The organism is Mesorhizobium sp. P2_B11, assembly GCF_056404855.1.
This window is the reverse complement of sequence record NZ_JBFUDF010000002.1, coordinates 577,329-590,979: the sequence shown is the minus strand read 5'-3', so window position 1 is coordinate 590,979 and position 13,651 is coordinate 577,329. Positions and strand designations below refer to the sequence as shown.

11 protein-coding genes are annotated in these 13,651 nt (G+C 64.4%); 7 read left to right on the top strand and 4 right to left on the bottom strand.

Going from position 1 to position 13,651, the window contains the following annotated elements; translation table 11 throughout:
• Window positions 1-48 precede the first annotated feature (48 nt).
• A complete protein-coding gene (locus tag AC1DYJ_RS07205) occupies window positions 49-645 on the top strand; it encodes a TetR/AcrR family transcriptional regulator (RefSeq protein WP_477283895.1) in 597 nt (198 codons plus the stop codon).
• On the opposite strand, the gene AC1DYJ_RS07200 is transcribed toward AC1DYJ_RS07205, so the two are convergent.
• Complete coding sequence (locus AC1DYJ_RS07200; protein ID WP_477426000.1) at window positions 636-1,766, bottom strand: patatin-like phospholipase family protein; 1,131 nt, start codon at window positions 1,764-1,766, stop codon at window positions 636-638. The genes AC1DYJ_RS07205 and AC1DYJ_RS07200 overlap by 10 nt on opposite strands.
• 363 nt (window positions 1,767-2,129) lie before the next feature.
• Window positions 2,130-3,218: a citrate synthase/methylcitrate synthase gene (locus AC1DYJ_RS07195; protein ID WP_477283899.1), complete on the bottom strand. Its 1,089-nt coding sequence runs from the start codon at window positions 3,216-3,218 to the stop codon at window positions 2,130-2,132.
• A gap of 92 nt (window positions 3,219-3,310) precedes the next feature.
• Between AC1DYJ_RS07195 and AC1DYJ_RS07190 the strand changes: the two genes are divergently transcribed.
• Entirely contained in the window at window positions 3,311-4,450 is a 1,140-nt protein-coding gene (locus AC1DYJ_RS07190; RefSeq protein WP_477283901.1) for a citrate/2-methylcitrate synthase, read from the top strand.
• Between the two features lie 21 nt (window positions 4,451-4,471).
• Here the strand turns inward: AC1DYJ_RS07190 and ftrA are convergent, their stop codons facing one another.
• Window positions 4,472-5,470: a transcriptional regulator FtrA gene (gene ftrA / locus AC1DYJ_RS07185; protein ID WP_477283903.1), complete on the bottom strand. Its 999-nt coding sequence runs from the start codon at window positions 5,468-5,470 to the stop codon at window positions 4,472-4,474.
• 90 nt (window positions 5,471-5,560) lie between these two features.
• Between ftrA and AC1DYJ_RS07180 the strand changes: the two genes are divergently transcribed.
• Window positions 5,561-5,980 carry a rhodanese-like domain-containing protein gene (locus AC1DYJ_RS07180; RefSeq protein ID WP_477283905.1) on the top strand — a complete coding sequence of 140 codons (420 nt, stop codon included), beginning with the start codon at window positions 5,561-5,563 and terminating at the stop codon, window positions 5,978-5,980.
• Between the two features lie 71 nt (window positions 5,981-6,051).
• The gene (locus tag AC1DYJ_RS07175; RefSeq protein ID WP_477283906.1) at window positions 6,052-6,507 is read left to right on the top strand and encodes an N-acetyltransferase family protein; all 456 of its coding nucleotides are present in this window, start codon (window positions 6,052-6,054) and stop codon (window positions 6,505-6,507) included.
• A 46-nt stretch (window positions 6,508-6,553) separates the two neighbouring features.
• Here the strand turns inward: AC1DYJ_RS07175 and phaR are convergent, their stop codons facing one another.
• Complete coding sequence (phaR, locus tag AC1DYJ_RS07170) at window positions 6,554-7,168, bottom strand: polyhydroxyalkanoate synthesis repressor PhaR (protein ID WP_477283908.1); 615 nt, start codon at window positions 7,166-7,168, stop codon at window positions 6,554-6,556.
• Window positions 7,169-7,468: 300 nt separating this feature from the next.
• Here phaR and AC1DYJ_RS07165 point away from each other — a divergent pair, with 300 nt between their 5' ends.
• The 3 genes from AC1DYJ_RS07165 to AC1DYJ_RS07155 all read left to right on the top strand — a co-directional run bounded on the left by AC1DYJ_RS07165 (window position 7,469) and on the right by AC1DYJ_RS07155 (window position 13,620).
• Window positions 7,469-8,653 carry an acetyl-CoA C-acetyltransferase gene (locus AC1DYJ_RS07165; protein WP_477283910.1) on the top strand — a complete coding sequence of 395 codons (1,185 nt, stop codon included), beginning with the start codon at window positions 7,469-7,471 and terminating at the stop codon, window positions 8,651-8,653.
• 88 nt (window positions 8,654-8,741) lie between these two features.
• A complete protein-coding gene (phbB, locus tag AC1DYJ_RS07160) occupies window positions 8,742-9,467 on the top strand; it encodes an acetoacetyl-CoA reductase (protein WP_477283912.1) in 726 nt (241 codons plus the stop codon).
• 709 nt (window positions 9,468-10,176) lie between these two features.
• On the top strand, window positions 10,177-13,620 hold the full coding sequence (locus AC1DYJ_RS07155) for a helicase-related protein (protein ID WP_477283914.1): 3,444 nt from the start codon (window positions 10,177-10,179) through the stop codon (window positions 13,618-13,620).
• Window positions 13,621-13,651: the final 31 nt, after the last annotated feature.

The window sequence follows — 13,651 nt, the reverse complement described above, 5'->3', positions numbered from 1 at the left end:
AAATTTCGTAATTTTGTCAATAGAGGTTCCGCAGATAGTGTCGCAGCCGTGAATCAGATCGAAGACATCACCACCACAGACCCCAGGCGCATCCGTATTCTGGACGGCGCCTTGAAGGTGTTCCTGGCCTATGGTTTTTCGCGCACCACCATGGACGACATTGCGCGCGCCGCCGACATGTCGCGGCCGGCGCTCTATCTGCTGTTCAAGAACAAGACCGACATTTTTCGCGCCATAGCGATGATGATCTTGTCGCGCTCGGTCGAGGCGGCAAAAATCGCGCTGGCCGGCGAAGGCGCTTTTGCCGAGCGCGTCATGCGGGCCATCGACGAAGCGCTGATCTCGATGATGCGCACCGTCATTGCCTCGCCGCACGGCGCCGAACTGCTCGACATGAAGTCGAGCCTTGCCGACCTCGTCGGCTGCTGGCGCGACGGCCTTGGCGCGCATATCGCCGCGGCGATCGACAGCGAAGCCAGGCGCAACGGCGCCGATCTGGCGGCCAAGGGCCTGTCGGCGCGTCTGCTCGCCGACATGCTGCTTGACGGGTTGGAAGGCATGAAAGCGCGCATCAGCGACCCGGACGAACAGCGCACGGCCGCGGCCGCGCTGGTCAAGGTGATCGACCTCGCCCTTCAGGCCTGACGGCGTTCCGCTTCCGGCTTCTTGCGCGCAGCGAGGAATTCCTTGACCCGGCGGCCCGGCGCAGGGCCGCGCACCGGCTTGAAGCCGTCGTCCAGTTCGCCGGAGAGATCAAGCGTCGGCCGCTTGCCCACGGCGTCGTAATTCTCCTCCAGCCAGTCGCTGGCTGCCGTGCGGCCGAGATCTCTGAGATAGCTCAGGAACGCCCATTCGGCATTGACCTTCGACGACGCCGACAGATCCTTGAACGCCTCGTCGGCATCGATGCGGTGCATGCGGATGTCGCGGTATTCGCCGCGCGGCAGACGGCCGGCGGCGATCAGCTCCTTGACGAAGGCGATCGAACGGAACTCGTTCAGCAGCCCGGCATTGAAGGTGATCTCGTCGATGCGGTTCTGGATTTCATTAGCGCTTTTTGGCGTGCCTTCGCGCACCACCGGATTGATCTGCACCAGAAGCACATCCTCGGTCGCCGCCGTCTTGAAGAACGGGTAAAGCGCCGGATTGCCGCCATAGCCGCCATCCCAATAGGGCACGCCCTTGATCTCGACGGCGCGGAACAGTTGCGGCAGGCAGGCCGAGGCCATCACCGTGTCGAGATCGATCTCGCCATCGGAAAACACCCGCAGCTGGCCAGTCTCGACATTGGTCGCCGAAATGAACAGCTCCATCGACTTGCAGGCGTGGACATTGGCGAAATCGATCTCCTGCTCGACCACGTCGCGCAGCGGGTTCAGCCCGAGCGGATTGGCGACATAGGGCGAGAACACCCGCGACATGGTGTCGAAGAAGAAATAGCCGGGCGTGTTCTCGATCGACCAGTTGCCCCAAGCGACGTCCCACGGCATGCGTTGCACCGGGCTGAAGCGGCCCTTCGCCGCCACCGCGCGCCAGAAATCGTCGAGCTTCTTGCGTGCGCCTTCAACGCCGCCGCGCACAAAACCGTCGGCCAGGGCCACGGCATTCATGGCGCCGGCGCTGGTGCCGGAAACCGCCGAAATATCGAGCCTGCCATCCTCCAGCAGCCGGTCGAGCACGCCCCAGGAGAAAGCCCCGTGCGAGCCGCCGCCCTGTAGCGCAATGTTGATCTTTTTCGTTTCCTCCGCCTTGCCGTTTTTCGTCATGGCGTTCCTGTATCGGTTTGGTCGCTGCTGTCTCATCCCGCCCGGGAATCGAGAGGGTTCGACGGCAGTGGACTTATGTTGCAGTGCAGCATGTAAGTGATGACCGAGGCAAGAACACGAACACGGTCGCGTGATCACATGAAATTTTGGTCATGAGGAAAATGTTCTTCCCGCCGAAGTCCCCGCCTTACGAATACCCCCACCCTTAATCCCTCCCCACAAGGGGGAGGGAGACTTGGTAGGCGCTCATCTCCGCAAATCGCCGAGGTTCGACGCCAAAAAGCATGGCGTGCGGCAGCTTCCCTCCCCCTTGTGGGGAGGGCTAGGGTGGGGGTCCTCTTCGCAAGAATCTTTCTTGAGGTCTCAGGCCACAAGCTTCGGCACCGGCCCGATATAGCGCGACTGCGGACGGATCAGCCGTCCGGTCGTCTGCTGTTCGCGCGCATGCGCGATCCAGCCGGCGACGCGGCCGGCGGCGAAGACATTGCTGAAGGCCTGCGGCGGAAAACCCGCCGCTTCCAGCACGAGCGCGGTGTAGAACTCGACATTGGTCTGCAGCGAGCGCTGCGGCTTGGCGATGCGAAGCACCTCGAGCGCCGTCTGCTCGACCTTTTCGGCGAAGGCCAGCCGGCGGCCGGTTTCGCCTTCGCTGCCGAGTTGCCGCACGACCGCTTTCAGCACGTCGGCGCGCGGATCGCGCACGCGGTAGATGCGGTGACCAAAGCCCATGATGCGCCTGCCCTGCTGGATTTCGTCGCGCAGCCAGGTGGCGGCATCGCCATGCGCCTCGATTGCATCGAGCATCTCGATCACCGGCCCGGGCGCGCCGCCGTGCAGCGGCCCCTTGAGCGCGCCGAGCCCGGCCAGGATGGAAGATGTCAGCCCGGCCTGCGTCGAAGCAACGACGCGGGTAGCAAAAGTCGAGGCGTTGAGGCCGTGGTCGCAGACGGTGACCAGATAGGTGTCGAGCGCTTTTGCCAAAGCCGGCGACGGGACCGACTCCTTGAGCATCCGCAACATGTCGGCAGCATGATCGGCCTTGGCATCCGGCGTGATCGGCTGCACGCCGCGCTTGAAGCGCAGCAGGGCCGGCGTTAGCACCGCGGGCGCCGCTATCAGCCGCAAGGCGTCCGTCAGCGTCTCGCCGTCCGGCAGCAGCGCCATGCCGGCGCGCATGGCGCTGTAGATTTCGAGCGGCGCTAAAAGTGGCAGCGAAGGCTTGAGCCGTTCGAACACCTCGACGCGAGCCTCGCCCAGTCGCGCTGCCAGTTCGGCATCGCCGGGAAGGTCATCGAAGAAGGCATCCAGCAGCAGGCGCACCACCTGCGCGTAGCGCCAGCGACCGGCGAGTTCCGGTAGCGAATGACCGCGGATCGTCAGATGGCCGCCGAGGCCATCAACATCGGAGAGCACGGTCTCCGCAGCCACCACATCATCGAGCCCGTTTGCCATGTCTCATCTCCTTGCGACTTTTCTCCACAAGAGATAAGGGTCGAACCGCGCCATAATCAATCTTGATCAATATAATCAATATCAGGCTCGAAATGTCCGAATGGCTGTCGCGGGAAGAGGCGCTGGAAAGGCTGAAAGTCCGGCCGCAAACGCTCTACGCCTATGTCAGCCGTGGACGCATCGGCATGCGGCCGGATGAGACTGATCCGCGCCGCAGCCAGTACCGTGCCGACGACATCGCCGCCCTGGCAACCCGCCGGGCGCGCGGACGCAGCCCCTCTGCCATCGCCGAGAGCGCGATTGCCTGGGGCGAGCCGTCGATCGCAACGGCGATTTCGACCGTTCTGCATGGTCGCCTCATCTATCGCGGTCAGGATGCCGTTGCGCTCGCCAGATCGGCGACGTTAGAGGAAACCGCCGCCGTGCTCTGGGCTTCGGCCGAACCGGTGGCGTTCAAGGCACCGTCGTCTGAGCCACCTCATTCAGCCGGTCGCGCTGCCGCCTTTGCCCAGCTTGCCATGCTGGCCGGCCAGGCGCGGCCTTCGCTGGGACGCAGCGCCGCCTCACTGTGCGCCGAGGCTGCGCACACAATAGCAGCGCTGGCGCAATCGTTGGGTGCTGCAGCCGGCACAGCGCCTGTCCATCGACGTCTGGCGCAGGGCTGGTCGGTGGATGATGCCGGCGCGGAGGCGATCCGCTGCGCCCTCGTCCTGCTCGCCGATCATGAACTCAACGCATCGACCTTCACTGCCCGCGTCGCCGCCTCGACCGGAGCTTCGCCTTCCGCCTGCCTGCTGGCGGGCCTGGCGACGCTGACCGGCCCGCGCCACGGCGGCGCCGGGGAAGCGGTGCTGCAACTGGCGGAGGATGCGGCTCGGCACGGCGCCGAGGCGGCGATCCGCCGCTGGCTTGGCCATGACCGGCCCTTGCCGGCATTCGGCCATCCGCTCTATCCCGAAGGCGATCCGCGAGCCACCGCACTTCTGGCAGTCATCCCCGTCGACGAGACACTGCAACAGTTGGAAAAGGCCGCCTTCGCCGCGACCGGCACACACCCGAACATCGACTTTGCCCTGGCCGCGCTGACGCGCAGTTTTGGCCTGCCGCGCGATGCGCCATTCCAGCTGTTTGCGCTTGGGCGCAGCGTCGGCTGGGCCGCGCATATGGTCGAACAGATCATGAGCGGCAGCATCATCAGGCCGCGTGGCCGCTATGAGGGGTCGTTGACCTGACAGCGCATTGTTTGACCGGCGTCAGGCCGACTTGGCATTGGCCCCGAACCGCGCGCGATACGCGACGGGGGTCGTGGAAAACTGCTGACGGAAGTGATGCCGCAATGTCCCGGCCGCGCCAAAGCCGGCGGTCTCGGCAATCAGCTCGATCGGCATGGCGGTGTCTTCCAGCAGCGTGCGCGCCCGCGACAGCCGTTCCGAAAGCAGCCAGCGTGCCGGCGTGACGCCGGTTGCGGCCGCGAACCGGCGCAGAAATGTCCGCTCGCTCATCCCGGCAAGCCCGGCCAGAGTGGCGACGGAATAGTCGGCGGAAATATCGGCGCGCATCCTGTCGATCAGCGGTCCAAGTCGGCTGCGCTCGTGCGGTTCGGGAACCGAACTCTCGACATACTGCGCCTGACCGCCGTCGCGATGCGGCGGCACCACCAGACGACGCGCCACCATGTTTGCGGCTTTGGTGCCGAAGTCGCGCCTGACCAGATGCAGACAAAGGTCGATGCCCGCGGCACTGCCCGCCGACGTCAGCACATTTCCCTCATCGATGTAGAGGACATCAGGAACCACGGTGATGTCGGGGTACAGCTCCGTCAGCTTCTCGCTGTAGCGCCAATGCGTGGTCGCCCTTTTGCCTGCAAGCAGGCCGGCAGCGGCAAGCACGAACACGCCCGAACAGATCGACAGAATGCGGGCGCCGCGCTCGTGTGCCTTGCGAAGCGCCTCGATCAGCACCGGCGGCACCGGCGCCTCCGATCCGCGCCATCCGGGAACAATCACCGTGCTGGCCTGGCCGATCAGATCGACCCCGCCATCGGCGACGATACGCACGCCGCCCAGCGCGCGCATTTCACCGGCATCGATCCCGGCGACGGCAAAACGGTACCAATCCTTGCCCATTTCCGGCCTGGGCAAGGCGAAGACTTCGACTGCCACGCCAAACTCGAACGTGCACAAGCCGTCATAGGCAACTGCTACGACGAGCGGGTTGGCAGGACGCGGGTGGGCGGAGAGCACATTTGGCATGATCTTGACGATATATGGCAAAGCTGCCAGCTGCAATCACTCTATCAGGTGCTTTATCTCTCCGTCGCATCAGCAACGGAGATAAGCGAAATGAGCTACGTCACAGACATTCCGGCGGCATCGCCGGACATCGCCCGCGACCATTTCCTGCGCCGGCTTTCCGTCGAGACCGACTGTTCCGATGTCGCAGCAGTGCTGCGCAGCGGCGAGCAGGATTTTGTGCTTCTGCATGTGGTCGGTTCGCCGGACGCCTATGAACGCCGCCATGTGCCGGGCGCGCTGCATCTGCCGCACCGCGAAATATCAGCCGAGCGGATGGCGCAGTGGCCGGCGCAGACGCTGTTCGTCGTCTATTGCGCCGGACCCCATTGCAATGGCGCGGATCGGGCGGCCTTCAAGCTGGCCAGCCTCGGCCGTCCCGCAAAGATCATGATCGGCGGCATCACCGGCTGGCAGGACGAGGAACTCCCCTTCGCTTCTGGCAAGGAGCCCGGCGTCTTTAGTGCATGATCGCTAGCTGGCGCGGGAGCGTGTACGCGATATGGTCGACCTGGCAGACAAGCGAAAGAATGCAGAAGACGATGGCTACAGTTCGTCCGTTCGCGCGGCAGGATGTCGGCGCGGTGCTCGTTCTCATGCGGGCGCTGGCCGTCTTCGAGGGCTATGACGACAAGTTCCGCCTCACCGAAGCGGACCTCATCGAGCACGGGCTGGGGCCATCGCCCCGGTTCGGCGTGCTCGTGGCGGAGCAAGAGGACGTCATCGTCGGCATCGCCGTCCACTACATCATCCCCTGGACTTACGATCTGAAGCCGATTGTCTGGCTGAAGGAACTCTACGTCGCCGAGGCAGCTCGAGGCATGGCGGTCGGCCATGCCCTTGTTGAACACCTTCGCCAATACGCCGCCGACATTGGCGCCTCCGCCATCAAATGGACGGTGCTGAAATCCAACCTGCCGGCGAAGGCCTTCTACCGCTCGCTCGGCGGGCAGCCCGATGAAATCTGGGAACCGTGGCAGCTGAAAATCGACCCGTGACGGCAAGGCCCAACCGGGTTGAACCGGTCAGGCCATACGGCCGCCGCTACGACATAGTGTCGAGCTTGCGTTGCATGGCGGCGATCTGTTCCTTCAACTCCTGAAGGTCGTCGCCGCCTTTTTCCGGCGCTTCCTTGCGGGCCGGCTCGGGTGCGGCCGCGGCAGCGCCGTTCGAGGTGGCTGACGGGAACGGCGTGAACAAGCGCATGGCGTTCTGGAACATTTCCATGTTCCGACGCGTCTGCTCTTCCAGCGCCTTGATCGGCGTGGCGATCTTCATCACGTCGAGTGGCGACTTGCCGATCGCGCCCTTCATCTGCTCGCGGAAGCGTTCCTGTTCCTTGGAGAAGGCGATCATCGACTGTTCGAGGAAGCTCGGCACGATCATCTGCATCTGGTCGCCGTAGAAGGCGATCAGCTGGCGCAGGAACGGAATCGGCAGCATGTTCTGCCCGTCCTTGTTCTCCAGCTCGAAGATGATCTGCGTCAGCACCGGATGGGTGATGTCGTCGCCGGTCTTGGCGTCCTGGACGGTGAACTCCTCGCCCTTCTTGACCATCTCGGCCAGATCCTCGAGCGTCACATAGGTGCTGGTGCCGGTGTTGTAGAGACGGCGGTTGGCATATTTCTTGATAATGATTGGGTCGTCTTTCGCGGCCATCAGCATCCTCCCGGGGACACCGGCGCGCCTGAGTAAGCCGCCGGTAACGATTGCGCCATTTTTAAGGATATGCGCAAAAGCTCCATAATTCCAAGCGCTTTGTGCAGTGCGGCATCATTTATTGCTGCATGGCGGGCCAAATATGCTGCGCAGCAATGGCCAAGCGATCGCGCCGGCCGCTCGTGCCCTGCTTGCGGCGCATGGCCGGCATGCCCATTTCCGGTTTGACTTGGGGTGTGGAACGGGCAAGAAAAGTCCCAACAACACTAGAGAATACGACCTCGAAGTCTGGAGAGAAACATGTCCGCTGCCAATTCAATCGTCGTCGCCAGCGCCGCCCGCACCGCTGTCGGCTCCTTCAACGGCGCCTTCGCCGCCACCCCGGCGCATGAGCTTGGCGCCGTCGTCATCAAGGAGCTTCTGTCGCGCGCCGGCGTCGAGCCGGGTGAAGTCGACGAGGTCATTCTCGGCCAGGTGCTGACGGCAGCCCAGGGCCAGAACCCCGCCCGCCAGGCATCGATCAATGCCGGCCTGCCCAAGGAGACCACCGCCTGGGGCCTCAACCAGGTTTGCGGCTCGGGCCTGCGCGCCATCGCGCTCGGCATGCAGCAGATCGCCACTGGCGACGCCAAGGTGATCATCGCCGGCGGCCAGGAATCAATGTCGCTGTCGCCGCACGCCGAGCACCTGCGCGCCGGGGTCAAGATGGGCGACTACAAGATGATCGACACCATGATCAAGGACGGCCTGTGGGATGCCTTCAACGGCTACCACATGGGCAACACCGCCGAGAACGTCGCCCGCCAGTTCCAGATCACCCGCGATGACCAGGACCAGTTCGCATTGGCCTCGCAGAACAAGGCCGAGGCCGCGCAGAAGGCCGGCAAGTTCAAGGACGAGATCGTCGCCGTCACCATCAAGGGCAGGAAGGGCGACACCGTCGTCGATCAGGACGAATACATCCGCCACGGCGCCACCATCGACGCCATGACCAAGCTGAAGCCGGCCTTCGACAAGGACGGCACGGTGACCGCCGCCAATGCTTCCGGCATCAATGACGGCGCCGCCGGCGCGCTGCTGATGACCGAGGCCGAAGCCACCCGTCGCGGCATTACCCCGCTGGTGCGCATCGCGTCCTGGGCAACCGCAGGCGTCGATCCGGCGATCATGGGCACCGGACCTATTCCCGCTTCGAAGCGGGCGCTGGAGAAGGCCGGCTGGTCGGTCAAGGACCTCGACCTCGTCGAGGCCAACGAAGCCTTCGCCGCCCAGGCCTGTGCCGTCAACAAGGGCATGGGCTGGGATACTTCGATCGTCAACGTCAATGGCGGCGCCATTGCCATCGGCCATCCGATCGGCGCGTCGGGCGCACGCGTCTTCAACACGCTGGTTTTCGAGATGCGCCGCCGAGGCGCCAAGAAGGGTCTCGCCACGCTCTGCATCGGCGGCGGCATGGGCGTCGCCTTGTGCGTGGAAGCGCTGTAATAACGACAATTAGGTACCAACGGAAGCGAGTGGGGAAAGAGGAATTACCCACTCGTTCATGCGACAACCTTAATGCCTGGGAGGACACATGACCAAAGTAGCGCTCGTCACCGGTGGATCGCGCGGCATCGGCGCCGCCATTTCGATCGGCCTGAAAAATGCGGGTTACACCGTTGCCGCCAACTATGCCGGCAATGACGAGGCTGCGGCGAAATTCAGCGCCGAGACCGGCATCAAGACCTACAAATGGTCCGTCGCCGACTACGACGCCTGTGCGGCCGGGATCAAACAGGTCGAGGCCGATCTCGGCCCCGTCTCTGTGCTGGTCAACAATGCCGGCATCACCCGCGACGCCATGTTCCACAAGCTGACGCGCGAGCAGTGGAAAGAGGTCATCGACACCAACCTTTCGGGCGTCTTCAACATGACGCATCCGCTGTGGGGTGGCATGCGCGACCGCAAGTTCGGCCGCGTCATCACCATCTCGTCGATCAACGGCCAGAAGGGCCAGGCCGGCCAGGTCAACTATTCCGCCGCCAAGGCCGGCGACATCGGCTTCTCCAAGGCGCTCGCCCAGGAAGGGGCTCGCGCCGGCATCACCGTCAACGTCATCTGTCCCGGCTACATCGCCACCGAGATGGTCAAGGCGATCGACGAGAAGGTGCTCAACGAACGCATCATCCCGCAGATCCCGGTCGGCCGCCTCGGCGAGCCCGAAGAGATCGCACGCTGCGTCGTCTTCCTCGCCTCCGAAGACGCCGGCTTCATCACCGGCTCGACCATCACCGCCAATGGCGGCCAGTACTTCGCCTGAGACCAAGATGTTCGGCTGAGAGAAAAACGGGCCGTTGACTGGCCCGTTTTTTTGTCGCCGACGGACATGCTCCCAGACTTCCTCGTGGAGGTACTGCCCCATTCCGGCACGCAAAGATTAACGGCGGCCGCTGGCCCCTGTGCGAAACCCGCTTCACAAGCTGTGAATTCTCGGTGGGTAAGCTGTGGATAACACAACATATTGGGGTGAACAAACCGGGAAAATCCTGACATCCCTGATTTGTCGTCGATTTGTTCCGGCTTTGACCGAAACGTTAATGGCGAACGCCGAATTGCCCGGCCAAATGGTTAGGGCTCGTTAAAAAAAGTCAATAATTTCATAATCTTGGCCAATAGCAGTTGACCGATGACCAAGCTTCGCCGGCCAAGGTTAATGGCTAAGCTCGCCTTGCATGAATCGGGCCAGTTCAATGGATTCAGCATGTGGTGAGACTCGCGGTCGCAAAACCCACATGTAGCCGTGAACAAAAAGTGAATCTGCTTGAGTCACTGATTCGTCGCCGATTCGTTCCAGACTCGTTCCAACTGTTAATCGGCAGCGAATCCAGACCTCGAAGACGACTCCGCAACTGACGGCCGGAACATTCCGCTTTCGCTTCGCGGCTGAAATCCCTATGTGTCGCCTGTCATACGCGCCATTTAAGGTGCGCTCCCGACAACACGATGCAGAAAGCCTCATTTCCGGGCCGATGAACATCCAGCCGAAACATACCGAACCGCTGATCCTGTCGGGCCGCGACGTGACCGCTGTGCTTGGGCCGACCAACACCGGCAAGACCCATCTCGCCATCGAGCGCATGGTCGCGCATGAGAGCGGCATCATCGGCCTGCCGCTCCGCCTTCTGGCACGAGAAGTCTACGCCCGCGTCTGCGAAAAGGTCGGCGCCCACAAGGTGGCGCTGATCACCGGCGAGGAAAAAATCCAGCCGCCCGGCGCGAAATATTCGGTCTGCACCGTCGAGGCGATGCCGCGCGAGACCGATGCCGCTTTCGTCGCCATCGACGAGGTGCAACTGGCCGGCGATCTCGAACGCGGCCATATCTTCACCGACCGCATCCTGCACCTGCGCGGCCGCCAGGAAACGCTGCTGCTCGGCGCCGCCACCATGCATGGCATCCTGCAGCGCCTGCTGAAGGGCGTGTCGGTGGTGACGCGGCCACGGCTTTCGCATCTCGCCTATGCCGGTTCGAAGAAGCTGACCCGTTTGCCGCGCCGCACCGCCATCGTCGCCTTCTCCGCCGACGAGGTCTATGCCATCGGCGAACTGATCCGCCGCCAGCAAGGTGGCGCCGCCGTCGTGCTCGGCGCGCTCAGCCCACGTACCCGCAACGCTCAGGTGGCGATGTTCCAGGCGGGCGACGTCGACTATCTCGTCGCCACAGACGCCATCGGCATGGGTCTCAACCTCGATCTCGACCATGTCGCCTTCGCCCAGAACCGCAAGTTCGACGGCTACCAGTATCGCAATCTGACGGCTGCCGAGCTCGGCCAGATCGCCGGCCGCGCCGGACGCCATCTGCGCGACGGCACTTTTGGCGTCACCGGCCAGGTCGATCCACTCGATGAAGAACTGGTCAAGCGCATCGAAGGCCATGAATTCGACCCGGTGAAGGTGCTGCAGTGGCGCACCGCGCATTTCGATTTCGCCAGCCTCGACGCGCTGAAACGCTCGATCGAGACCAACGCGCCGGTCGAAGGCCTGACGCGGGCGCTGCCGGCAGTCGATGCGCAGGCGCTCGAGCATCTCTCCCGCGACGAGGAGATCCGCGCGCTCGCCACCAATTCCAAGCGCGTGGCGCTGCTGTGGGAGGCTTGCGCGCTGCCCGACTACCGCAAGATCGCGCCGGCCCAGCACTCCGACCTGATCGCCTCGATCTACACGGACCTCGCCAAACACGGCCATGTCGACGAGAACTACATGGCCGAGCAGGTGCGCCGGGCCGACACGACCGAAGGCGATATCGATACGCTGTCGCACCGCATTGCTCAGATCCGCACCTGGACATTCGTGTCCAACCGGCCGGGCTGGCTGGCCGATCAGGCACACTGGCAGGAAAAGACGCGCGAAATCGAAGACAGATTGTCGGATGCGCTGCATGAGCGGTTGACGAAACGGTTTGTAGACCGCAGGACTTCCGTCCTCATGCGGCGCCTTAGAGAAAATACAATGCCTGAAGCCGAAATCAGTCCTACCGGAACCGTCCTTGTCGAAGGCCATCATGTCGGCGAGTTGCAAGGGTTCCGCTTCACCGCCGACCAGAGCGCCGGCGGCGAAGACGCCAAGGCCGTGCGCACGGCAGCGCAAAAAGCGCTGGCCGCCGAGTTCGACGCGCGCGCCGAACGCTTCGGCGCCTGCGCCAATGGCGACCTGGCACTCGGCTCCGACGGCACGCTGCGCTGGATCGGCGCGCCGATCGGCACGCTGGTCTCCGGCGAAGACGCGCTGAAGCCGCGCCTGGTGCTTTTGGCCGACGAGCAGCTGACCGGCCCCGCCCGCGACAAGGTCGCCGCCCGCGCCGAGCGCTTCGTCAATTTCCAGATCGAGTCGCTGCTGAAGCCGCTGGTCGACTTGAAGAATGCCGAGCAGATCACCGGCATCGGCCGTGGCATCGCCTTCCAGCTCGTAGAGCATTTCGGCCTCATCAACCGCCGCGACATCGCCGAAGAGATGAAGTCGCTCGACCAGGAGGGACGCGCGGCACTCCGCCGGCTCGGTGTCCGTTTCGGCGCCTACCATGTCTTCGTGCCGGCGCTGATCAAGCCCGCACCCGCCGGACTGATTACACTTTTGTGGGCGCTGAAGAACGACGGCAAGGATAAGCCCGGCTTTGGCGACGTGGTGCACGCGCTGGCCTCCGGCCGCACCTCGGTGGTCATCGACCCGGCCTTCGACAAGACTTTTTACAAGCTCGCCGGCTATCGCAATCTCGGCCGCCGCGCCGTGCGCATCGACATTCTGGAACGGTTGGCCGACCTGATCCGCCCGGCGACCAACTGGAAGCCCGGCCTCGGCCAGCGCCCGGACGGCGCCTATGACGGCCAGTCCTTCATGGTGACGCCGCCGATGATGTCGATCCTCGGCGCCACCGCCGACGACATGGAAGAGATCCTGAAAGGCCTTGGCTACCGCGCCGAGCCAAAGCCGCCCGCAGAGGTCAAGGCGCGGCTGGAAGCGCAGGACAATGCCGCGCGCGAAGCCGCGGCCGCCAAGCTGGCTGAAGCGGCTGCAAAGGCCGAACAGGCCCAGGCGGCGGAAGCAGCGGCCAATGCCGACGCCATTGTCGACGCGCCGGCCGAGGGCACTGAGCCGGATGCGGCTATTGAAGCTACCGCCGCAGAGGGTACGTCAGAGGATACCGTAGAGCCCGCAGCCGAACCCGCAGTGGAGGCTGTTGCGGAAGTGCAGGTCGAAGCTCCGGCAGAAATAGCGGACGACGTTCCGGTCGCCGCAGAAGCTGCCGCTGACGCCACCGTCACCGAAAGCGCCGACGCCCCTACCTCCCCCTCGATGGGGGAGGTCGCGTCGCAAAGCGACGCGGGTGGGGGTGATAGCGCAGACGAAGCAGGCACAGCCGACGCTGCCGACGCCGGCGCGGCCCCCGCCCCGGCGCTGCGCGCCGACCCTCCCCACGAGGGGGAGGGTGGAGCCGTCGAGCCTGCCGCCGAAGCGGAGGCCCCAAAGCCGATCCTCCTGTGGCGCCAGGGCCGTTTCGAGCAGCGCCCGCGCCATCGCCAGGACAACCGCCGCGACAATCGACCGCGCAATGGCCAGGCCGCGCGCGGCGAGGCACCTGCGGACGCCGCCGGCGGACAGCCCGCAACCGGCGAGCGCCCAGCCTATCAGGGCCGGCGCGACCAGCGCGACGGTGCTGCCAAGCCGCGCTTCGACCGCTCGAAGTTCAAGCCAAAGCCGCAGGCCGAAGGCGAACAGCGCCGCGAGGGCAAGCCGCAAGGCGAGCGTCCCCGCGAAGGCCGCCCCGACTGGAAAGGTGGCAGGCCGGAAGGCAAAGGCGGCCCGCAAGGCGGCAAGCCGGCGTTCCAGGCCAAGCCGCGCGAGGAACGTCCCGTGCGCTTCGACCCGGACTCGCCCTTCGCCAAGCTCGCCGCCTTGCGCGACCAGCTGAAGAAGTAGGCTCCGAGCATGATCCCGAAAAGTGGGAACC